Here is a 21,769-nt window from a genome sequence, read left to right as displayed (position 1 = left end):
CCCGCCATGCCCTGGCTGCAAGTACGCCTGGCCATCAGCCCGGAACAAGCCGAAACCTACGAAGACGCCCTGCTTGAAGTAGGCGCCGTTTCTGTCACGTTCATGGATGCCGAAGACCAGCCGATCTTCGAACCCGACCTCAATACCACCCCGCTGTGGTCGCACACCCATATGCTGGCCTTGTTCGAAGCCGATACCGACGCTGAGCAGGTGTTCGCCCACCTGCGCCTGCTGACCGGCGCCGAACTGCCCGAGCACCAGGCCGAAGTGATCGAGGACCAGGACTGGGAACGCAGCTGGATGGACAACTTCCAGCCCATGCGCTTTGGCCGCCGCCTGTGGATCGTGCCCAGCTGGCATGACGCCCCCGAGAAAGACGCGGTCAACCTGCTGCTCGACCCGGGCCTGGCCTTCGGCACCGGCACCCACCCCACCACCGCCCTGTGCCTGGAATGGCTCGATGGCCAGCAGCTCGAAGGCACCCAGGTGCTGGACTTCGGTTGTGGCTCGGGCATTCTGGCCATCGCCGCCCTGCTGCTCGGCGCCCGTGAGGCGGTGGGTACCGACATCGATGTGCAAGCCATCGAGGCTTCCCGCGACAACGCCCAGCGCAATGGCATCGCCGACGAGAAACTGGCCCTCTACCTGCCAGAGCACATGCCGGCGATGCAGGCCGACGTGCTGGTCGCCAACATCCTTGCCGGCCCGCTGGTGTCGCTGGCCCCGCAGCTGTCCGGGCTGGTTCGCCCAGGTGGCCTGCTGGCACTGTCGGGCATCCTTGCCGAGCAGGGCGAGGAAGTGGCCGCAGCCTATGCCGCCGACTTCGACCTGGACCCGATCGTCGTGCGCGACGGCTGGGTGCGCATCAGTGGTCGGCGCCGCTAAGCGGGCCTAGAATACTTTTCTGCACAGCTCCCGGATTGCCGCATGACCGACAGTTTCGTCACCCAGTGCCCGCATTGCCAGACCAGCTTTCGCGTCACCCACCACCAGCTAAGCGTAGCGCGCGGCGTGGTGCGGTGCGGCCATTGCCTGCAGGTGTTCAACGCCGCCAAGCAGTTGCTGGAGCAGAACCGCGCTGCCAGCGCCCCGCCAGCGCCGGCGGCCGCGCCTGCTGCCCCGGCGGCGCCAGCGCTGCCCGACGCCGAGGCGGCAACGCCTGCCCCGCCCGAGGCGGTCAGCAGTGCGCCCCGCCCTGCGCCGGGGGAGGACTGGGCCGTCACCGCCGAGGCGCTCGATGCCCTTGACCTCGACAAAGAGCTGGAGCGCCTTGAGCGGCGTGGGGGGCCGGCCCAGGCGCGCGCCGCCCGGCAGAATGACGGGTTGCAAGCGCGGCGCGATGAGGGGCATGCCGACGAGCCTGTGGACGACCTGTTCGGCACGGCAACCGATGACCCCCTCGAGCCGCCACTGCAGGCACAGCCTGCGCCAGTGCTGCTGACGCCGGAGCCACAGGCGCCAGACCTGCAGCCTGCCCCTGGCGAGCGCACCGAACCGGTACTGGGCAGCACTTTCGACCTGGACTTCGACGACCAGCCGCCGGTGCAGCGCACTGGCGAAACCGGTGAGCCTGAAACACTCGGCGAACCGCTGCACACTGACGATGACGACATCCCGGAAAAAGGCCTTAGCGCCCACGACGATGAACCGCTGCCACTGCAGCTGTCGGCGCGGGACGACGAGCTTGGCGCACCGCTGCCCGGTGAGCGCCTGGAACCCGGCCTTGCCGGCAAGCCCGAGCGCGCATCGCGCAAGGAGCCGCTGGTCGACGTGGTCGACGACCCCCTGCAACTGGGCTGGGAAAAGCCTGCGCCCAACTGGGGCAAGCGGATCCTGTGGGGCGTGCTGTCTTTGCTGGCCGCCGGCCTGCTGGCCTTCCAGTACGTATGGTTCCACTTCGACGAAATGGCCCGCCAGGACCAGTATCGGCCCATGTTCCTGCAGCTGTGCCCGCTGGTCGGCTGCCAAGTGCCCACCCGTGTCGACATTGGCCGGATCAAGAGCAGCAACCTGGTGGTGCGCAGCCACCCGGATTTCAAAGGCGCGCTCATCGTTGATGCGATCATCTACAACCGTGCGCCATTTGCCCAGCCATTCCCGTTGCTCGAACTGCGCTTCGCCGACCTCAATGGCCAGCTGATCGCCAGCCGCCGCTTCAAGCCCAGCGAATACCTGTCCGGTGAGTTGGCGGGGCGTGGCGAAATGCCCAGCCAGACGCCGATCCATATTGCCCTGGACATCCTCGACCCCGGCCCGAAGGCGGTCAATTACAGCCTGAGCTTCCGCTCGCCGGAATAAGCGACAAGCTTCAAGCTTCAAGCTTCAAGCTTCAAGCTTCAAGCTTCAAGCTTCAAGCTTCAAGCTTCAAGCTTCAAGCTTCAAGCTTCAAGCTTCAAGCTTCAAGCTTCAAGCTACAAGCTACAAGACGAAGCAGGCCGGCTGTCGGCTTGCTTGTCTTGTGGCTTGCAACTTGTCGCTTGTCGCCAGCCCCGGTTGTTCAGATTTTATCCAGTTCCATCTTTATCCGGTCACCGAGAGCGGGTATCATGCCAACCCTTTTTCGAACTCCAAGATTCGGCCCCACAACAGGGATCACCTATGTCGGCGGTACGCATCGGCCAATACACGCTACGCAACAACCTGATCCTCGCGCCCATGGCCGGGGTCACGGACCAGCCTTTCCGTACACTTTGCCAGCGCTTGGGCGCAGGCATGGTCGTGTCGGAAATGGTCAGCAGCGACATGAACCTGTGGAACAGCCGCAAGTCGAGCCTGCGCCGCATCCATGAGGGTGATCCCGAGCCGCGCTCGGTGCAGATCGCCGGCGGTGATGCGCAGATGATGGCAGCGGCAGCACGGGCCAATGTCGAGGCAGGCGCCCAGATCATCGATATCAACATGGGCTGCCCGGCAAAAAAAGTCTGCAACAAAGCTGCAGGCTCTGCTTTATTGAAGGATGAAGCCTTGGTCAACGAGATTCTCCACGCCGTGGTCGGCGCCGTGGACGTTCCGGTGACCCTGAAGATCCGCACCGGTTGGGACCGGGCGAACAAGAACGGCCTGAACGTGGCGAAAATCGCCGAGCAGGCCGGTATCCAGGCGCTGGCGGTACATGGCCGCACACGCGCCGACCTGTACACCGGCGAAGCCGAATACGACACCATCGCTGCCATCAAGCAGGCGGTGTCGATCCCGGTTTTTGCCAACGGCGACATCACGTCGCCAGAAAAGGCCCGAGCGGTGCTGGACGCCACCGGGGTCGATGGCCTGCTGATTGGCCGGGCTGCCCAGGGGCGGCCATGGATCTTTCGCGAGATCGAGCATTACCTGCGCACCGGCGAACACCTGCCGGCGCCGCAGTTGGACGAAGTGGAACACATTCTGCTGCAACACCTGGCCGCGCTGCATGCCTTCTATGGCGATGTGTTGGGCGTACGTATCGCCCGCAAGCACGTTGGCTGGTACCTGGCAACACGACCCGGCGGCAAGGAGTTTCGCTCCCGGTTCAACGCTTTGGAAGACACACAAGCGCAGTGCGCCAACGTTCGCGCGTTTTTCAGCGAGCGTCGACAGAGCCTTGAGACAGAGGACGGACAAGGGGTGGCCGCATGACGATGATGACCGAGAATTTTGTGAGTGGAACAACGCCCGTGAGCGACAACGCCAACCTGAAACAGCACCTGAACACGCCGAGCGAAGAGGGCCAGACCCTTCGCGACAGCGTCGAGAAGGCGCTGCACAATTACTTCGCCCATCTGGAAGGCGCGACCGTCACGGACGTCTACAACCTGGTGCTCTCCGAAGTGGAGGCCCCCCTGCTCGAAAGCGTCATGAACTACGTGAAGGGCAACCAGACCAAGGCCAGCGAGATGCTCGGGCTGAACCGAGGCACGCTGCGCAAGAAGCTCAAGCAGTACGACTTGCTGTAACCCAGAATCCCAACCAGAAAAGGCGGCTCCCTGAACAGAGGCGCCTTTTTTGCTGACTCCACCGCGTTATTGGAACCCGAAATGACCGACCAGACTACCCGCCTGCCAGTCCGCCGCGCCCTGATCAGCGTCTCCGACAAGACCGGTATCCTCGAATTCGCCCGTGAGCTGCAACAGCTCGGTGTCGAGATCCTGTCCACCGGCGGCACCTACAAGCTGCTCAAGGACAACGGCGTTGACGCGGTGGAAGTGGCTGACTACACCGGCTTTGCCGAAATGATGGACGGCCGGGTCAAGACCCTGCACCCGAAAATCCACGGCGGCATCCTCGGTCGTCGCGGTACCGACGACGCCATCATGAGCGAGCACGGCATCAAGCCGATCGATCTGGTTGCAGTCAACCTGTACCCGTTCGAAGCCACCATTTCCAAGCCTGGCTGTGACCTGCCGACCGCCATCGAGAACATCGACATCGGCGGCCCGACCATGGTCCGTTCGGCAGCCAAGAACCACAAGGACGTGGCCATCGTGGTCAACGCCAGCGACTACGCCGGCATCGTCGAAGGCCTCAAGGCCGGTGGCCTGACCTACGCCCAGCGCTTCGACCTCATGCTCAAGGCGTTCGAGCACACCGCCGCCTACGATGGCATGATCGCCAACTACATGGGCACCATCGACCAGGCTCAGCAGACCCTTTCCACGGCTGCACGCAGCGAATTCCCGCGCACCTTCAACAGCCAGTTCGTCAAGGCCCAGGAAATGCGCTATGGCGAGAACCCGCACCAGAGCGCGGCGTTCTACGTAGAAGCCAAGAAGGGCGAAGCCAGCATCTCCACCGCCGTGCAGCTGCAAGGCAAAGAGCTGTCGTTCAACAACGTGGCCGACACCGACGCCGCGCTGGAGTGCGTGAAGAGCTTCGTCAAGCCAGCCTGCGTCATCGTCAAGCACGCCAACCCGTGTGGCGTGGCCGTGGTGCCGGAAGACGAAGGCGGCATCCGCAAGGCCTACGACCTGGCCTATGCCACCGACACCGAGTCGGCGTTCGGCGGCATCATCGCCTTCAACCGTGAACTGGACGGCGAAACCGCCAAGGCCATCGTCGAGCGCCAGTTCGTCGAAGTGATCATTGCCCCGAAAATTTCCCAGGCTGCGCGCGACGTAGTGGCTGCCAAGCAGAACGTGCGCCTGCTGGAATGCGGCGAGTGGCCAGCCGAGCGCGCTGCCGGCTGGGACTTCAAGCGTGTCAACGGCGGCCTGCTGGTGCAAAGCCGGGATATCGGCATGATCACTGCCGATGACCTGAAGATCGTTACCAAACGTGCGCCAACCGAGCAAGAAATAAACGACCTGGTATTCGCCTGGAAAGTGGCCAAGTTCGTCAAGTCCAACGCCATTGTCTACGCCAAGCAGCGCCAGACCATCGGCGTGGGCGCCGGCCAGATGAGCCGCGTGAACTCTGCCCGCATCGCCGCCATCAAGGCCGAGCATGCCGGCCTGCAGGTACAGGGCGCGGTCATGGCCTCGGATGCGTTCTTCCCGTTCCGTGACGGCATCGACAATGCCGCCAAAGTGGGTATCAGCGCCGTGATCCAGCCAGGTGGTTCGATGCGTGATGCAGAAGTCATCGCCGCGGCTGACGAAGCTGGCATCGCGATGGTATTCACCGGTATGCGTCACTTCCGCCACTAATTACGCGGCCCCGGGCAAGCGGCGACCCTGTGGGAGCGGGCGCGCCCGCGAATACGATGGTGAATTCACCGCCGCATTCGCGGGCACGCCCGCTCCCACAGCGTTCCCCACCCGCCTCGGGGTCACCTGAATCGAGGTTTTGACATGAAAGTTTTGATCATCGGCAGCGGCGGCCGTGAGCACGCCCTGGCCTGGAAAGTCGCCCAGGACCCACGCGTAGAAAAAGTCTTCGTTGCCCCAGGCAACGCCGGCACCGCCATCGAAGCCAAATGCGAAAACGTCGCCATCGATGTGTGCGCCTTGGAGCAACTGGCCGACTTCGCCGAGAAGAACGTCGACCTGACCATCGTCGGCCCGGAAGCGCCGCTGGTCATCGGCGTGGTCGACCTGTTCCGCAGCCGCGGCCTGGACTGCTTCGGCCCAACCAAGGGCGCGGCCCAGCTGGAAGGCTCCAAGGCCTTCACCAAGGACTTCCTGGCACGGCACAAGATCCCGACCGCCGACTACCAGAACTTCACCGAGATCGAGCCGGCGCTGGCCTACCTGCAGGAAAAAGGCGCGCCGATCGTGATCAAGGCCGACGGCCTGGCCGCGGGCAAAGGCGTGATCGTGGCCATGACCCTGGAAGAGGCCGAAGCCGCCGTGCGTGACATGCTGGCTGGCAACGCCTTCGGTGACGCCGGTTCGCGTGTGGTGATCGAGGAGTTCCTCGACGGCGAAGAAGCCAGCTTCATTGTCATGGTCGATGGCCACAACGTACTGCCGATGGCAACCAGCCAGGATCACAAACGCGTCGGTGACCAGGACACGGGCCCCAACACCGGCGGCATGGGTGCCTACTCCCCTGCCCCGGTGGTTACCGCCGACGTGCATCAGCGCGTGATGGACCAGGTGATCTGGCCCACCGTGCGCGGCATGGCAGAGGAAGGCAACGTCTACACCGGCTTCCTGTATGCCGGCCTGATGATCGACAAGGCGGGCAACCCCAAGGTCATCGAATTCAACTGCCGCTTCGGTGACCCGGAAACCCAGCCAGTCATGCTGCGCCTGGAATCGAGCCTGGTGCTGCTGGTAGAAGCGGCCTTCGCCAAGGCGCTGGACAAGGTCGAAGCCCAGTGGGATCCACGCCCGAGCCTGGGCGTGGTACTGGCCGCTGGCGGTTACCCGGGCGACTACACCAAGGGCGACGTGATCAACGGCCTGGACGCTGCAGCGCAGATCGAAGGCAAGGTGTTCCATGCCGGTACGTCGCTCAAGGATGGCCAGGTGCTCACCAACGGCGGCCGCGTGCTGTGTGCCACCGCCATGGGCAGCACCGTTGCCGACGCGCAGCAGCAGGCTTATCGCCTGGCCAAGGAAGTCAGCTGGAACGGCAGCTTCTACCGTACCGACATCGGCTACCGGGCCATTGCCCGTGAGCGCGGTGAACACCAGCAGTAACCACTACCGGCACGCCGCGGTGGCCTGTGCACCCGGCGCCCGGCTCGTCGACAAGGCCCGCCATGGGCCTTGCCTTCGGCTTGGTGCGCCGCGCATAGTTGATACCCGGCACATCGGCCAAGAAGGGATTTCGTAGTGCGTCGGCTTCGGATTGCCTCAGCTCTTATCGTCAGCTTGCTGACCTTGCTCTGCATGTTCCCGGCTGCGGCCGATCATGGCGGAGGCTGGTCGGTGCTGCTCGATGAACAGGCCAACCTGCAACTGAGCGACGTGCGTTCCGAGCGCTACCGTAACCAGTTCAGCCCGCTGATCCTTGCCGAACTGGATGCCGCACCGGCAGAACAAGCCCTGTGGCTGCATTACCGCCTGGAGCCGGGCGACCAGGAACAGTTGCTGCGGGTTTTCGCCCCGGACCTGTCTGGCCTGGACCTCTACGCCCTCGAAGGCGACCAACTTCTGCGTCAGTTGCACCACGGGCGTCAGGCCGGCAATGCCAGCCCCACCCTGCGCGGCAGCGACCATGTACTCCCCCTGCCCAACAGCAAGCAACCGGTGGACATCTACCTGCGCCTGGTGTCCGAACACCAGTTGCGCCCGGCCATCAGCCTGGAGCCCGCCGCCCAGGCCGCCGCCGACCAGCGCCAGCCGCTGCTGTTCGGCATGCTGTTCGGCGGTCTGGTGATGCTGATCCTGCATAACCTGATCCGCTTCTTCTACAGTCGCTCCAGCACTTCCCTGGTGCTGGCGCTGTATCACGGCCTGATGCTGCTCAGTGGCCTTATCTTGCTGAACCTCAGCGGCCCGTGGTGGCATGTCTGGCACAGCGCACAAACGCCCGCGGCCTACCTGACCCTGGTACTGGCGGGGCTGGCCGGGTTGTATTTCACCCAGCACTTCTTCTCGCCGTGCAACTCGCCCCGGCTTAACCGCTTGCTGCAAGGTGAAATGCTGCTGGTAGGGCTCAGCGGCCTGGTGCTGCTGTTCGTCGATACCCTGCCCCTCAACCTGATGACCTATGCCCTGATGGCGCTGGGCACCGTGAGCATGCTGCTGGTCAGCAGCTACCAGTGGTACAAGGGCTATGCCCCCGCCCGGCTGTTCTGCCTGGCGATGGTGCTGTTCAACCTGGGTGGCCTGGTGCTGTTGCCGGCCCTGCTGGGCTTTACCCGCACTTCCACGCCATGGCTACTGAGCATTTTGCTGGGCCTGGCCGTGGCCAGCGGCCTGCTGCTCAACCTGGCGGTCAGCGAGCGCCTGCGGCGCATGAGTGAAGAGCGCTTCAGCGTCAGCCGGGCACTGGCTGCCAGCGATGCCGAAATCAACGCCAAGGCCGAGTTCCTGGCCAAGATCAGCCACGAAATCCGCACCCCGATGAACGGGGTGCTGGGCATGACCGAGCTGTTGCTTGGCACGCCGTTGTCGGTCAAGCAGCGGGACTACGTGCAGACCATCCACAGCGCGGGCAACGAACTGCTGACCCTGATCAACGAGATACTCGACATTTCCAAGCTCGAGTCCCGGCAGATCGAGCTGGATGATGTGCAGTTCGACCTCAACGCGCTGATCGAGGACTGCCTGAACATATTCCGCGCCAAGGCCGAACAGCAGAACATCGAGCTGATCAGCTTTACCCAGCCGCAGGTGCCGCGGGTCATCAGCGGTGACCCCACGCGGCTGCGCCAGGCGTTGTCCAGCCTGCTGGAAAACGCACTGAAAAACACCGACCAAGGCGAGATCCTGCTGGTGGTGGCCCTGGATCAGCGGGGTGAGGTGCCACGCCTGCGCATTGCCGTGCAGGACAGTGGCGAGCCGCTGCCGGCCGCAGACCGCGAGGCCCTGCTGCAGGCCGAATTGCACAGCCACCATTTCCTTTCCAGCAGCAAGCTGGGCGGCCACCTGGGGCTGGTCATCGCCAAGCAGCTGATCGGCCTGATGCAAGGTGAATTCGGCATCAAGAGCAGCACCGGCATGGGCAATACCCTCTGGCTGACCCTGCCGCTGGACCCTTCGCGCCTGGAACAGCCCCTGGCCGACCTCGAAGGCCCGCTGCGCGATGCGCGGGTGCTGGTAGTGGACGACAACGATACCTGCCGCAAAGTGCTGGTGCAGCAATGCAGTGCCTGGGGCATGAATGTCAGCGCGGTGCCGTCAGGCAAGGAGGCCCTGGCCCTGTTGCGCACCAAGGCGCACCTGCGCGACTACTTCGACGCCGTGCTGCTGGACCAGAACATGCCCGGCATGACCGGCATGCAGCTGGCCGCCAAGATCAAGGAAGACCCCAGCCTGAACCACGACATTCTGGTGGTCATGCTCACCGGTATCAGCAACGCGCCCAGCAAAGTCATCGCGCGCAACGCCGGGGTCAAACGGATACTCGCCAAGCCGGTCGCCGGTTATACCCTGAAAACCACCCTCGCCGAGGAGCTGGCCCAGCGCGGCCGCGAGCAGGCGCTACCCGCCAGCCCACCTGGGGTCCCGCAGGCATTTGACTTGCCGGCAGATTTCCGCGTACTGGTGGCCGAGGACAACAGCATTTCGACCAAGGTGATACGCGGCATGCTCGGCAAGCTGAACCTGCAACCCGACACCGCCAGCAATGGTGAGGAAGCCCTGCAGGCCATGAAAGAAAGGCATTACGACCTGGTCTTGATGGACTGTGAAATGCCTGTGCTGGATGGTTTCTCGGCCACCCGGCAGCTGCGCGCCTGGGAAGCCGCCAACAACCGCCAGCGCACCCCGGTGGTGGCGCTGACGGCGCATATTCTTGCCGAGCACAAGGAGCGCGCGCGGCTGGCCGGCATGGACGGGCACATGGCCAAGCCGGTGGAGTTGTCGCAACTGCGCGAACTGATTCAGTACTGGGCCAGCCAGCGCGAAGCCGCGACAGACCCGGCGCACATTTCCTGACCTGCCGGCGCAGGCCCACCACAGCCCCAGCCCACTCCAACCGACTTTGCCAAGGACCCGCGCTCATGCTCCATGAGTTGTTCAGCGTCTACCTGAAAATGCTCGTGCTCTACAGCCCGTTCTTCGTGCTGTCGTGCTTCATCAGCCTGACCCGTGGCCACTCCAGCAAAGAACGCAAGCAACTGGCCTGGAAGGTGGCTTTTGCCGCGCTCATCGCCAGCGTGCTGCTGTACCTGTTCGGCCGGGCGATCTTCGGCATTTTCGGCATCACCGCCGATGCCTTCCGGATCGGCGCGGGCAGTGTGCTGTTCATTTCTGCGCTGGGCATGGCCCAAGGCAAGTCCGCGGTGCAGGCCGACAACGTGCAACAGGACGTCACCATCGTGCCGCTGACCATCCCGTTGACCGTCGGGCCTGGCACCATCGGCGCCCTGCTGGTAATGGGCGTCAGCCAACCGCACTGGGGCGACAAATTGCTGGCAATTATCGGCATTGCCTTGGCCAGCTTCACCGTGGGTGTGGTGCTGTACCTATCGCACCGCATCGAGCGCCTGCTCGGTGACCAGGGCTTGCAGATCGTCAGCCGGCTGATGGGCCTGTTCGTCTGCGCCTTGGCTGCACAGATCATCTTCACCGGCATCAAAGGCTACCTGGCACCTTAAAGGCCGTATTCCAGAATACGGTTCAATGAGGCTTGCACCACCCGCTCCTGCACTTTGCCCAGGAAGCTGTTCTCGAACGCCAGCACATTGAACCGCACCAGTTCCGCCCGCACCACCTTGTGGCTGCGCTTGTGGCTGAGGAAGCCGGCCTTGAATGCCGCGTGGCTGTCGACCTCATGGTAAAGCACCATGTCGACCCGGCCAGCACCGGCGGGCGCACAGGGCAGTAACTGGAAATGCTCGCGCTCGTATGCGCACCGTTCCAGCTCACGCAGCACCGAGGGCTGCCTCAGCAGTTTCCGGATGGAGAGCCCGGTTGTCGTTGCAAAGCGCTCCCCCGCCTTGGCAGCGATGGTTTCCAGAACCTGATCGGTCTGTTTGGCACGGCGCGGGTCGGGCCAATGCGCCTGCTCGGCAGAAACCGAGTCCCAACCCATGTACTTGAGCTGGTTGCGGTAGTAGTCGAACCAGTTCTCGATCAAGCCCTCACTGTGGGCTGTTTGCGTGGCCCGCTCGGCCATCGCCAGGGCCAGCTTCACCTTGCTCGCCTGGGCTGCGTCCATTCCTGGCAAGAACGACACGATACCGGCACCAATTACCGCAGGAGCAACATCCGTCATGGTATTGCCTCCACTACTGGCGCATAAGGGTCGAAGCGGTATTCACCTTGGGCATTCCTGTCCTCCATCAGCGCCTGCAGTGCAGTGCGCTGGTGCTCAAAGCGCCCGTTATCCAGTGCCAGGGAAATACCATCGAACTCGGCTTCGCCCCTGAGTACCTGCTCGCTCAGCAGCACATTCACGGGCACGGCAGAAATACGCTCGTCGACCTGCAGCGTGATGCTGCAAAGATCGAGGGTTGGCCCGGCCTTCAGCAGCCCCACCTCCACTACCAGGCTGGAGCGCTGGCCCTGCTCCTGGGCGCTGAACTTCAGCAAATGGCCTACAGCCTGGGCAGAGCGGCGCAGGCCTGCCTTTACCGTGGTCAGCAGGGCTTCGGGGCTGATCGCGCGCATTTTCAACCAGGCTTCCAGCGGCTGGGGCTGGGCGCACCGAACGGGTTGCCCCAGCTGTTTGAGGTCGTGGGTGCTGGCCAGCTTGATCCAGCCCAATTGGCGAAATGCCTCGCGGTTGGCCGCGTACCAGGCGTCATACTGCTCGAAACGCGACCCGGCGTGCTTGTTGGCCACCAACTGGGCGTACAGTATCGAGTCGAAAGCGGCCTGGCGCAGTATTTCGCCCGCCCTCTGCGGGTAAACCAACGCCGTGCCACCGATCAGCATCAGTTGCTCGGATGCTTTATCCATGTGTGTTGCCTCATTTCAAGGAGAGTCGAAAAGGCGGCATCGGCGAAATGCCGCCAGGCAATCAGATGTCGTACTGCAGAACGTTCTCGACGCTGCGCACGCCCAGTTTGTTTTCCACGGTTTCGCGCACTTTGTCGTAGACGAAGTTGTTGAGGGTGAGCACCGCCGTACCGGCGTAGTAGCGGCTCTTGTTCAGCTTCCACTGGATGCCCAGCACGTCGTCGTCCAGCTGCGGGGCAGACGCCTGGATACAGCTGATCACCATGACCACATCACCTTGTTCCGTCTCGATGCACGCAGCCAGGCCGACCATGCCCCGGGTCTTGTTCTTGCGTTTGTGGTCGAGCACTTTGGCGTCGCTCTCGACGGTGGCCATCTTGTCGAAGGCCTTTTTGGCCAGACTGCCCAGTTGGGTGCCGCCCAACATTGCGTTGCCGGCAACGGCAATCGCGCGCACAGCAATGGCGCCGACGGTGACCGACAGCTCAGCCGATGTTTCCTGCTCGAAGCTGCGCTTGGGGATGGTGAAGCCCAGGTTACGCATCACATCGATGAGCTTGTCATACCACTCCCTGCTTTGCTTTTCGGCATCGAAGGCTTTGTCCGCCACCAAGGTGGCAAAGTGGTATGCATTCTTGCAGTCATGGCGGCTTTGCACGGACATACCCGCGCCACAGGCAAGCAGGTTGCCTTCGACCAGGACGGCGGCGTCGCGGGTAGTGGCTTGTGTTTCAGACATTGGGAAACTCCTTGGTGGTTACCCCTGAATCAGGGGCAGCCACCTTAGCCAGCGCGCTCGCAAGACAGCGCGCTGAAGGGTTTCCGCGGCAGCTAGCTGGCCGAAGGGTACCAACGTGGCGTGTAGGCCCACACCCCGCCCGTGAGGCGAGGAAACACGCAGGTTGTGGAGGAGCCCACCAGCACCATGGTGCGCATGTCGACCATTTCTGGCAGCAGCTCGGCCAATGTGACTACCTTGAGCGTCTGCCCCGGCCTACCGATATCACGCCCCAGGACTACAGGCGTGTTGCCAGCACGGTGCCGCCGAACCACTTCGAGCGCCACGCCGAGCTGATGCGGCCTCGAGCGGGAAATCGGGTTGTAGAATGCCAATACCAGGTCAGCCTGGGCGGCCAGGTCCAGGCGCTTCTCGATGATCGACCAGGGTTTGAGGTTGTCCGACAGCGACATCACGCAGAAGTCATGGCCCAGCGGTGCACCTGCCTGGGCTGCGGTCGCCAGCGAGGCGGAGACCCCCGGCAGGATCTCCAGGTCGACCCGGTGCCACGCCGGGTCGGTCGACGCGTGCAGCGCTTCGAGCACTGCCGCCGCCATGGCGAACACCCCCGGGTCGCCCGACGACACCACCACCACCGAACGGCCTTGGGCCGCCAGCTCGAAGGCATGCCTGGCGCGTTGCATCTCTTCGCGGTTGTCGGTGCAGTGCAGCACCTGGTCGCTACGGAACGGCCCGGCCATGCGCACATAGGTTTCATAGCCAAGCACGTCCTGCGCCCGGGCCAATTCCGCCTTGACCGCTGGCACCATCAGCTCGGCAGCGCCCGGCCCCAGGCCGATAACGGCCAGACGGCCGCGACGGCGGCCCAGCCGCTCCACCTCGACCGGGGCGGGTGCCACTGCGATGACCACCTCGCCCTGCCCGATCAGTTGGGCATCGGGCAATGCCGCCGCCAGCATGCTGGGAACATCGCCTGGCTGGGCCGCGAAGCGCAGGGCAATACCCAAAGCCTGCGCCGCTTCGTGCAAGGTGGTGTCGGCCATGGCGTGCTCGCCCGCCAACACACAGGCCACAGCTGGCTCGGCGATGCCGGCCTGCTGCAAGGCAGCACGGATAGTGTGCAGCGCGCCGCCTGCAACCCCCACGACCACCGAGCGCGGGTGGATCAGCAACTCGTCGCGGCTGGCCGGGCGCGCCAGGTGCCCCACATGAATGGTGCGCCGGGCCACCTCGCTGGCGGGCAATTGCGCCTGCTGCAGCCAGGGCGCATGCCCCTCGACCCGCACCGACTCGCCAGCCAGCAGGTCGGAAACAAAGCGCTTGCCTTGCTCGACATCGGCCAGGGCATAGCCTTGCGGCGGGTTCAGCAGGCAGGTGCCGAAACGCAGTTCGCCGCTGGTCGTGATGGCGGCGGCAACACCCAGCGCCGCGCCGATTTCCCGCGCCATCACGTTCACCCCGCCCAGGCCACCGAGCAATGGCACCACCGCACTGCCATCTTCGGCCACAGCCAGCACCGGCGGTTCGCTGCCCTTCTCGCTGAGCAGGGGCGCCAGGCTGCGAATGACGATACCGGCTGCACACAGCGCAATGATCGGGGTGGCTTGCTGGTACAGCGCCCGCAGGGTGTCGCCAAAGGCACTGTAGTAGCAGTCGGCGCCCTCCACGCGGCCCTCCAGGCCATGGATCAAGGCCTGTGGATAACACTGCTGGATGCGCTGTGCCGTCAACAGGCTGCCCGGCCCGAGAATGACGATGGCCGGTGCCGGGTTCATGGTCAGCCCTGCCATTTTTCCCCCGGCACGATAATCAGCGAAAAGTACGGCGACGACAGCGGGTCGACCTGGTCCAGCGGCACGATTTTCTGGTTGGCCATGGTCGCCCGCTCCACGTACAGCGCGCGCCCGTCCAGGCCAAGCTCGGCCAGCACGTCGCGGACCTTGGGGAAGTTGCGGCCAAGCTTCATGATCACCGCCGCATCGGCGTCGCCCAGGCGGCGCTTGAGCTCTTCGGCCGGCAACACCCCGGACAGCACGGACAAACTCTGGTTGCGGTACACCAAGGGCGCGCCCAGCACCGACGCGCCCCCCAGCATGGAGCACACCCCAGGAACCACCTCGGCCTCATAACGCTGCGCCAGGCGGTCGTGCAGGTACATGTACGAGCCGTAGAAAAACGGGTCGCCTTCGCAGATCACTGCCACGTCCCGGCCGGCATCCAGGTGCGCGGCCACTTGCACGCTGGCTTCGTCGTAGAAGTCGCTGATGACCTGTTCATAGGACAAAGGCGCCGGCAGGGCTTCGGTGGTCACCGGGTAGACCAGCGGCAGCAGGGTCTGGGCAGGCTGCAGGTGCGCCTCGATGATGCCGAAGGCATTGCCACGCTTGCCCTTGGCCACGAAGTAGCCGACCACCGGGGCCTCGCGCAGCAGGCGCAGGGCCTTGACGGTGATCAGCTCGGGGTCGCCGGGGCCTACGCCCAGGCCCAGCAGTCGTCCACGCGGCGCCATCATTCCACCTCCGTGGCCAGGGCGTTGACCGCGGCAGCGGCCATTGCGCTGCCGCCCAGGCGGCCTTGCATGATCACGAACGGCACGCCGCGGCTGTCGGCAGCGAGCATCGCCTTGGACTCGGCAGCACCGACGAAGCCGACCGGGAAGCCGAGGATCAGCGCCGGCTTGGGCGCGCCGGCGTCGAGCATTTCCAGCAGGTAGAACAGGGCGGTGGGGGCATTACCGATGACCACCACGCTGCCCTCCAAGTGCGGGCGCCACAATTCCAGGGCCACGGCCGAGCGGGTGTTGCCGGCCTCTTTGGCCAGGCCAGGCACGCTGGGGTCACGCAGGGTGCAGATGACCTGGTTGTCGGCTGGCAGGCGGGCCCGGGTGATGCCCTCGGCGACCATGTGCGCATCGCACAGGATCGGTGCGCCGTTGCGCAGCGCTTCGCGCCCGGCATGGCCAGCGCCTGCAGAGAACTGCAGGCCATCGATGGCTTCGACCATGCCACAGGCGTGGATCACCCGCACGGCGAGCTTTTCGAGGTCTGCGGGGATCCGCTCGAGCCGGGCTTCCTCGCGGATGATCCGGAAGGAATTGCGATAGATCTCCTGACCATCGCGGATGTAGTCAATCATCAAGGTGCTCCGTCGGCAGGTCGAGCATGGCGCCTGCTTCATTCAAGGTAAGGTCGGTGCCGCGCAGGGCGCCAAAGCCTGGCTGGCACGCGTCACGCAGGTACAGGTCATAACGGCCCGGTGAACGGGCCAACAAGGTGGCCGGGGCAACGTGGGCCACGGCGCAGGAACGGGGGCAGCCAGACAGGTGCACGCTGCCCGGGGCGCCAGGGCCGAGCAGCGCGGCCAGGGCCACGGCATCGCCCTTGGTCTCGCCCAGGCCCTTGGCGCAGCCGCTGCTGCCGGTGCAGGCGCTGATACGCGCCAGCGGCTCATCGACGTGGCAAAGCAGGCCCAGAGCAGACAACCCGGCCTGGGCCTGCTCGATGTGCTGCGCCGGCAGGTTGGTCAGCACCAGGCTTTGCCATGGGCTCAGGCGCAGGCTGCCGTCGCCCAGCTCACGGCAGACCTGGGCGACGCCGCGCAGCATGGCCGGGGTCAGGCGGCCCTGCGCCGGGGCAACGCCAAGGGCCAGGCCGCGGGCCTGGGGCAGCGTGCCCAGCCACACGGGAGCAGGCTGGCGCCGGCGCCAGCCGAGCACGGCAGCGTCGCGGCGGATATCCAGAGGCAGGCCTTCGACAAACTCGCCGGCCGGGCAGGCTTCCAGCAGCTGGCGCATGCGCGAATGCGCGGGGCTGGCCAGGTCGAGGAAACGGTCGAGCACGGCACGCACCAGGGCCAGGCCATCGGCCAGCGGCACTGCACCGAGCACCTGGCCATCTGCCGGGCAACCCGCCAGGCCGAACGCCAGCCAGGTTTGCTGGCCCAGGCGCAACGCCGACAGCCACAGGTCGTGAGGGTGTTCGAGCATGGCCAGGGCTTCGCCGGCATCGAGCTGCACGGCGAACTTGGCCGACAACTGGTGGAAGCGCGGGGTGCTTTCGAGCAGGTCGAGAATCTGCCTGGCCAGGGGCCGGGCGTCCAGCAGCATGGCCGGATCATGCCCGGCCAGCGGGCTGAGCATCAGGTTGCGCACATCGTCGCCTGCCGCATCGCGCGGGCCCAGGCCTGCCGCGAGCAAGGTCTCGACCAAGGCGTGGTGTGCATTGCCGATACCGCGGATTTGCAGGTTGCCGCGGTTGGTGGCCTCGATCACGCCGCCGGCGAAACGCTCGGCAGCGGCGGCTACCGCATCGGCCTGGTCGGCCAGCAGCAGGCCGCCCGGTAGCTTGATCCGGCAGATACCGCCATCGCGGGCACTGACGATGCGCCACAACCCCGGGCAAGCCGAGGGACGTGGGGTAACAGCGGGGGCATCGGCCTGGGTCAATGGAGTATCCGGCAATCTGTGAAAGTGCGCTTGAGTGTAGAAGGCGCGGTATTATGCCTGCTTTGGTCGGCGGCATGAAAAGCCGGTGGTCGAGCATCATTCGGGTTTGAGCAGAAATTTTGGGGCGCTGTGCGCCCCAGAATCTTTAAGAGGTATGAATGACACCCTGGCTGACAGTAGTAGGCATCGGCGAAGACGGCTTCCCTGGCTTGGGCAAACAAGCCCGGCGCGCCCTGCTGGGCGCCACGAAGATCGTCGGCAGCCCCCGCCAGCTGGCCCTGCTGCCGCACTGCACGCGCGCTGAACAACTGCCCTGGCCCAGCCCATTCTCGCTGAACCCGGTACTGGCCCTGCGTGGCGAGCCGGTGTGCGTGCTGGCCAGCGGCGACCCCATGTTCTACGGCGTCGGGGCCAGCCTGGCGCGCCTGGTGCCCGCGGCCGAAATGCGCGTGCTGTCGATGCCCTCTTCCTGCGCCCTGGCAGCGGCCCGCCTGGGCTGGCCAGTGCAAGACCTGCACGTGGTGTCACTGGTGGCGCGGCCGCTGGCTGCCCTCAACGCCCACCTGCACAGCGGCCTGCGCCTGCTGGTGCTGAGCAACGATGGCGACAGCCCGGCGGCCATCGCTGCGCTGCTCTGCGAACGTGGCTTCGGGCCCAGCCGCCTGCAGGTGTTCGAGCACCTCGGTGGCGAAGCCGAACGCACGCTGGCCGGCACTGCCCAGGACTGGCCGCACACCGATATCGCTGCGCTCAACCTGGTGGCCATCGACTGCCAGGCCACGCCCGACGCCCCCCGTCACCATCGCCTGGCCGGGCTGCCCGACAGCGCCTTTCGCCACGACGGCCAGCTGACCAAGCGCGATGTCCGCGCGATGACCCTGGCGCGCCTGGCGCCGCAGCCTGGCGAGCTGCTGTGGGACGTGGGTGCTGGCTGCGGCTCGATCGGTATCGAATGGATGCGCGCCCACCCGGCCTGCCGCGCCCTGGCCATCGAGGCCGACGAAGGCCGCCAGGGTTTCATCGAACATAACCGCGATGCGCTGGGTGTTCCCGGCCTGCAGCTGGTTCGCGGCAAGGCGCCGGCAGCGTTGCATGGGCTTGAGCCGCCCGATGCCATTTTCATCGGCGGCGGCGTCACCCGCGAAGGGGTGCTCGACCTGTGCTGGGCCAGCCTGCGCCCTGGCGGGCGCCTGGTGGCCAATGCGGTGACCCTGCAAAGCGAACTGGCCTTGGCGCATTTTCGCCAACAGCACGGTGGCGAACTGACCCGCGTGCATGTCGCCCATGCCCAACCGCTGGGCGCGTTCGACACCTGGCGCCAGGCGCTACCGATCACCCTGCTGGAAGTGCAGAAACCCGTCGATGCGTGAAGAAACCCGCGAACAGCCCGCCCCACTGCGCAGCGGCCTGACCACCGGCAGTTGCGCCACCGCCACCAGCCTGGCGGCAGCCAAGCTATTGCTCACCGGGCAGCGTGACGACGCCGTGGCTATCACCCTGCCCAAAGGCAAGGTGGTGCAGATGCGCCTGGAATTCTGTCGCCTGGTGGGCGAATGCGCCGAAGCCGGGACCGTCAAGGATGCCGGCGATGATCCCGACGTGACCCATGGTGCGCTGCTGTACAGTCAGGTGCGCCTGCTGGGTGAACCGGGCGTGCGCTTCATCGCTGGCAGCGGCGTCGGCACCGTGACCCGGCCGGGGCTGGTGCTGGCGGTCGGTGAACCTGCCATCAACCCGGTGCCCCGGCGCATGATCAGCGAGCACCTGCAACGCCTGGCCGATGAGTGTGGCCACCCTGGCGGCTTCGAGGTCACGGTCAACGTGCAGGGGGGTGAACAGTTGGCGCTCAAGACCATGAATCCGCGCCTGGGCATCCTCGGCGGCCTGTCGATCCTCGGCACCAGCGGTATCGTGCGGCCCTTCTCCTGCGCCGCCTATATCGCGTCGATCCACCAGGGCATCGACGTGGCCCACACCAACGGCTACACCCACATCGCCGCCTGCACCGGCAACGCCAGTGAGGACACCATGCGCCGTGTCTACGGCCTGCCGGAAATCGCCCTGATCGAAATGGGCGACTTCGTCGGCGCGGTGCTCAAGCACCTGCGCAAGGTGCCGGTGCCGCGCCTGACCTTGTGCGGCGGCTTTGGCAAGATCAGCAAGCTGGCTGCCGGGCACATGGACCTGCACAGCCGCCATTCCAGCATCGACCTGCCGCAGCTGGCCGGCTGGGCAGCCGCGATCGGTGCTGACACGGCCCTGCAAGCCGCGATCATCGACGCCAATACCAGCCAGCAGGCTCTCGCAGTGGCGCATGCGGCCGGTATCGCGCTGGGTGATGCGGTGTGCGCCCATGCCCTGGCCTTTGCCCGCAGCGTGGTGCCGGCGGCAGTGCAGGTTGAAGTGTTCGCCATCGACCGCCAGGGCGGCATTGTCGGCAAGGCTGGCGTGGCATGACCGCCCGTATCCTGCTGCTGGGTGGCATCACCGAGGCCCTGGCCATCGCCCGCCGCCTCGGCCCGCAACATGTCTACAGCCTGGCCGGTATCGGCCGTGTGCCGCAGGACCTGCAATGCCAGGTGCGGGTCGGTGGCTTCGGTGGCGCTGAAGGCCTGGCGCGCTACCTGCGCGAGTCGGGCATTACCCTGCTGATCGACGCCACCCACCCCTATGCAGCACAGATCAGCGGCAATGCCGCCCAGGCCGCACGCAACGCCGGCATCCCCTGTTGGGCCCTGCGCCGCCCGGCCTGGCAGGCGCAAAAGGGGGATGACTGGCGCGAAGTGGCAGACTGGGCGCACTTGATCGCAGCACTGCAGCCGTTTCGCCGGCCGCTGTTCACGCTGGGGCGTGAGCCGCTGCAGCACCTGGACGAAATTCCGCCACAGCAGTTCTGGACCTTGCGGGCACTGGAGGCCTGCCCCGGCAATGAGCGCTGTGAAGTGATCGGTGCGCGCGGGCCGTTTGTTCTCGAGGATGAACGGGCATTGTTCCAGCGGCGCAACATAGACGTGTTGATCAGCAAGAACAGCGGCAGCGTGGCGACCGAACCCAAACTGGAAGTGGCACGTGAGCTGGGGGTGCCAGTGCTGGTCCTGAAACGCCCGGCGTTGCCAGCGGTGGATCGTGCATTCGACACGCCGTTGGCGCTGCTGGCTGCGCTGGGCCTGCACTGACAGCTTTTTCGGATTTTTCCGTACGCCCTGCAAGTGGCCCAGTAGCGCCCTGCTGCCTTACACTCAGCACCTCCCCCTGGAAGGCGCAACCCATATGGAAATGCAATGGTGGATCTGGCTGGTGTTCGGCATCGGGCTGATCCTGCTGGAACTGGTCCTGCCGACATTCTTCATCCTCTGGTTCGGCATCGGTGCCGTGCTGGTCGCGCTGGTTGCCCTGGCCGCGCCCACCCTGGCCCTGGACATGCAGGTACTGCTGTGGGTAGTGCTGTCATCGGCCACCACCGCGCTGTGGTTCAAGCTGTTCCGGCGCAAGCAGCCGGATGTGCGCTGGACCGCCGACAGCGTGATCGGCGAAGTGGGCCTGCTGACCGCCGCGGTGTCGGAGTTCCACAAGGGCCGCGTGCGCTTCCAGAAGCCGATCCTGGGCAATGAAGAATGGACCTGTATCGCCGACAGCGAAATCGCCGCCGGCGAGCGGGTGCGCCTGACCGCCATCGAGGGCAATACCGCCCGCGTCATCCGGGCCTGAAACCGCACAAAAAGGAATTTTGCATCATGACCAGCCTCATCGTCGTTGGCGCCATCGCGCTGTTCGTTCTGATCACCGTGTTCAAGGGGGTTCGCATCGTGCCCCAGGGCGAGGAATGGATCGTCGAGCGCCTGGGCCGCTACCACAGCACCCTCAAGCCCGGCCTGAACATCGTCATCCCGTACATGGACGTGGTCGCCTACCGCCTGCCCACCAAGGACATCATCCTCGATGTGCAGGAGCAGGAAATCATCACCAAGGACAACGCGGTGATCGTCGCCAATGCCCTGTGCTTCGCCAAGGTGGTCGACCCGCAGAAAGCCTCGTATGGCGTACAGAACTTCTCTTTCGCCGTCACCAGCCTGACCATGACCTCGCTGCGCGCGATCGTCGGTGCCATGGACCTGGACGAAGCGCTGTCCAGCCGCGAGCAGATCAAGGCTCGCCTGCGCGAGGCGATGTCCGAGCAGACCGAAGACTGGGGCGTGACCGTGCGTTCGGTGGAAATCCAGGACATCAAGCCCTCGGAAAACATGCAACTGGCCATGGAGCGCCAGGCTGCCGCCGAACGGGAGCGCAAGGCCGATGTGACCCGTGCCGAAGGCGCCAAGCAGGCGGCCATCCTGGAAGCCGAAGCGCGCCTGCAAGCCGCCAGGCTGGACGCCGAGGCGCAAATCAGCCTGGCCGAGGCTTCGGCCCGGGCTATTTCGTTGGTCAAGGAAGCCGTGGGCAACGAAACCGTGCCGGCCATGTACCTGCTGGGTGAGCGCTATGTCGGGGCGATGGAAAACCTGGCCGGGAGCAACAACGCCAAGGTGGTGGTGTTGCCGGCGGACCTGCAGGAAACCGTGCGTGGGCTGATGGGGCGTGGCAAGGCTTGATAGCACCACGCGCTGCGTCACTTCACCGCACCCCGCGTATTTACCTATACTCGGCCTTACAATA

General features: G+C 65.1%; 20 protein-coding genes. 13 read left to right on the top strand and 7 right to left on the bottom strand.

The window, feature by feature from the left end; genetic code table 11:
* Positions 1-6 precede the first annotated feature (6 nt).
* The 8 genes from prmA to ACF8SD_RS19505 all read left to right on the top strand — a co-directional run bounded on the left by prmA (position 7) and on the right by ACF8SD_RS19505 (position 10,627).
* The gene (gene prmA / locus ACF8SD_RS19540) at positions 7-885 is read left to right on the top strand and encodes a 50S ribosomal protein L11 methyltransferase (RefSeq protein WP_392484242.1); all 879 of its coding nucleotides are present in this window, start codon (positions 7-9) and stop codon (positions 883-885) included.
* A gap of 42 nt (positions 886-927) precedes the next feature.
* A complete protein-coding gene (locus ACF8SD_RS19535) occupies positions 928-2,298 on the top strand; it encodes a DUF3426 domain-containing protein (RefSeq protein ID WP_392484243.1) in 1,371 nt (456 codons plus the stop codon).
* Positions 2,299-2,598: 300 nt separating this feature from the next.
* Positions 2,599-3,612 (top strand): tRNA dihydrouridine synthase DusB, encoded by a 1,014-nt coding sequence (gene dusB / locus ACF8SD_RS19530; protein ID WP_173891216.1) that lies wholly within the window; start codon positions 2,599-2,601, stop codon positions 3,610-3,612.
* Positions 3,609-3,929 (top strand): DNA-binding transcriptional regulator Fis, encoded by a 321-nt coding sequence (gene fis / locus ACF8SD_RS19525; protein WP_003249693.1) that lies wholly within the window; start codon positions 3,609-3,611, stop codon positions 3,927-3,929. Before dusB ends, fis begins: the two co-directional genes overlap by 4 nt.
* Positions 3,930-4,010: 81 nt before the next feature.
* Complete coding sequence (purH, locus tag ACF8SD_RS19520; protein WP_392484244.1) at positions 4,011-5,618, top strand: bifunctional phosphoribosylaminoimidazolecarboxamide formyltransferase/IMP cyclohydrolase; 1,608 nt, start codon at positions 4,011-4,013, stop codon at positions 5,616-5,618.
* A gap of 144 nt (positions 5,619-5,762) precedes the next feature.
* On the top strand, positions 5,763-7,058 hold the full coding sequence (gene purD, locus ACF8SD_RS19515) for a phosphoribosylamine--glycine ligase (RefSeq protein WP_392484245.1): 1,296 nt from the start codon (positions 5,763-5,765) through the stop codon (positions 7,056-7,058).
* A 135-nt stretch (positions 7,059-7,193) separates the two neighbouring features.
* The gene (locus tag ACF8SD_RS19510) at positions 7,194-9,965 is read left to right on the top strand and encodes a response regulator (RefSeq protein ID WP_392484246.1); all 2,772 of its coding nucleotides are present in this window, start codon (positions 7,194-7,196) and stop codon (positions 9,963-9,965) included.
* Between the two features lie 65 nt (positions 9,966-10,030).
* Positions 10,031-10,627, top strand: coding sequence for a MarC family protein (locus ACF8SD_RS19505; protein WP_009683262.1), 597 nt, complete (start codon positions 10,031-10,033; stop codon positions 10,625-10,627).
* Here the strand turns inward: ACF8SD_RS19505 and ACF8SD_RS19500 are convergent.
* From ACF8SD_RS19500 to cobG, 7 genes are all read right to left on the bottom strand, one after another.
* Positions 10,624-11,247, bottom strand: coding sequence for a hypothetical protein (locus tag ACF8SD_RS19500; RefSeq protein ID WP_173891219.1), 624 nt, complete (start codon positions 11,245-11,247; stop codon positions 10,624-10,626). The genes ACF8SD_RS19505 and ACF8SD_RS19500 overlap by 4 nt on opposite strands.
* Positions 11,244-11,933, bottom strand: a complete 690-nt coding sequence (locus ACF8SD_RS19495; RefSeq protein WP_173891220.1) for a hypothetical protein — start codon at positions 11,931-11,933, stop codon at positions 11,244-11,246. Before ACF8SD_RS19495 ends, ACF8SD_RS19500 begins: the two co-directional genes overlap by 4 nt.
* Positions 11,934-11,994: 61 nt before the next feature.
* Positions 11,995-12,672 (bottom strand): hypothetical protein, encoded by a 678-nt coding sequence (locus ACF8SD_RS19490; protein WP_173891221.1) that lies wholly within the window; start codon positions 12,670-12,672, stop codon positions 11,995-11,997.
* A gap of 92 nt (positions 12,673-12,764) precedes the next feature.
* Entirely contained in the window at positions 12,765-14,462 is a 1,698-nt protein-coding gene (gene cobJ, locus ACF8SD_RS19485) for a precorrin-3B C(17)-methyltransferase (RefSeq protein ID WP_392484247.1), read from the bottom strand.
* Entirely contained in the window at positions 14,450-15,184 is a 735-nt protein-coding gene (locus ACF8SD_RS19480; RefSeq protein WP_392484248.1) for a precorrin-2 C(20)-methyltransferase, read from the bottom strand. The genes cobJ and ACF8SD_RS19480 overlap by 13 nt, the downstream gene beginning before the upstream one ends.
* The gene (locus ACF8SD_RS19475) at positions 15,181-15,807 is read right to left on the bottom strand and encodes a precorrin-8X methylmutase (RefSeq protein WP_009683269.1); all 627 of its coding nucleotides are present in this window, start codon (positions 15,805-15,807) and stop codon (positions 15,181-15,183) included. Before ACF8SD_RS19475 ends, ACF8SD_RS19480 begins: the two co-directional genes overlap by 4 nt.
* Positions 15,800-17,131 carry a precorrin-3B synthase gene (gene cobG, locus ACF8SD_RS19470; RefSeq protein ID WP_392484249.1) on the bottom strand — a complete coding sequence of 444 codons (1,332 nt, stop codon included), beginning with the start codon at positions 17,129-17,131 and terminating at the stop codon, positions 15,800-15,802. Before cobG ends, ACF8SD_RS19475 begins: the two co-directional genes overlap by 8 nt.
* Before the next feature lie 143 nt (positions 17,132-17,274).
* On the opposite strand from cobG, the gene cbiE reads away from it, so the two are divergent.
* The 5 genes from cbiE to ACF8SD_RS19445 all read left to right on the top strand — a co-directional run bounded on the left by cbiE (position 17,275) and on the right by ACF8SD_RS19445 (position 21,705).
* Positions 17,275-18,486, top strand: a complete 1,212-nt coding sequence (cbiE, locus tag ACF8SD_RS19465; protein ID WP_392484250.1) for a precorrin-6y C5,15-methyltransferase (decarboxylating) subunit CbiE — start codon at positions 17,275-17,277, stop codon at positions 18,484-18,486.
* The gene (locus ACF8SD_RS19460; RefSeq protein WP_392484251.1) at positions 18,479-19,573 is read left to right on the top strand and encodes a cobalt-precorrin-5B (C(1))-methyltransferase; all 1,095 of its coding nucleotides are present in this window, start codon (positions 18,479-18,481) and stop codon (positions 19,571-19,573) included. The genes cbiE and ACF8SD_RS19460 overlap by 8 nt, the downstream gene beginning before the upstream one ends.
* Entirely contained in the window at positions 19,570-20,292 is a 723-nt protein-coding gene (locus ACF8SD_RS19455; RefSeq protein WP_392484252.1) for a cobalt-precorrin-6A reductase, read from the top strand. The genes ACF8SD_RS19460 and ACF8SD_RS19455 overlap by 4 nt, the downstream gene beginning before the upstream one ends.
* 94 nt (positions 20,293-20,386) lie before the next feature.
* Positions 20,387-20,824 (top strand): NfeD family protein, encoded by a 438-nt coding sequence (locus tag ACF8SD_RS19450; RefSeq protein ID WP_173891228.1) that lies wholly within the window; start codon positions 20,387-20,389, stop codon positions 20,822-20,824.
* A gap of 26 nt (positions 20,825-20,850) precedes the next feature.
* A complete protein-coding gene (locus ACF8SD_RS19445; protein ID WP_009683275.1) occupies positions 20,851-21,705 on the top strand; it encodes an SPFH domain-containing protein in 855 nt (284 codons plus the stop codon).
* Positions 21,706-21,769 lie beyond the last annotated feature (64 nt).

Source organism: Pseudomonas sp. CJQ_9 (genome assembly GCF_043106615.1).
Classification (GTDB): domain Bacteria; phylum Pseudomonadota; class Gammaproteobacteria; order Pseudomonadales; family Pseudomonadaceae; genus Aquipseudomonas; species Aquipseudomonas juntendi.
This window is presented reverse-complemented; position numbering and strand designations above follow the sequence as displayed.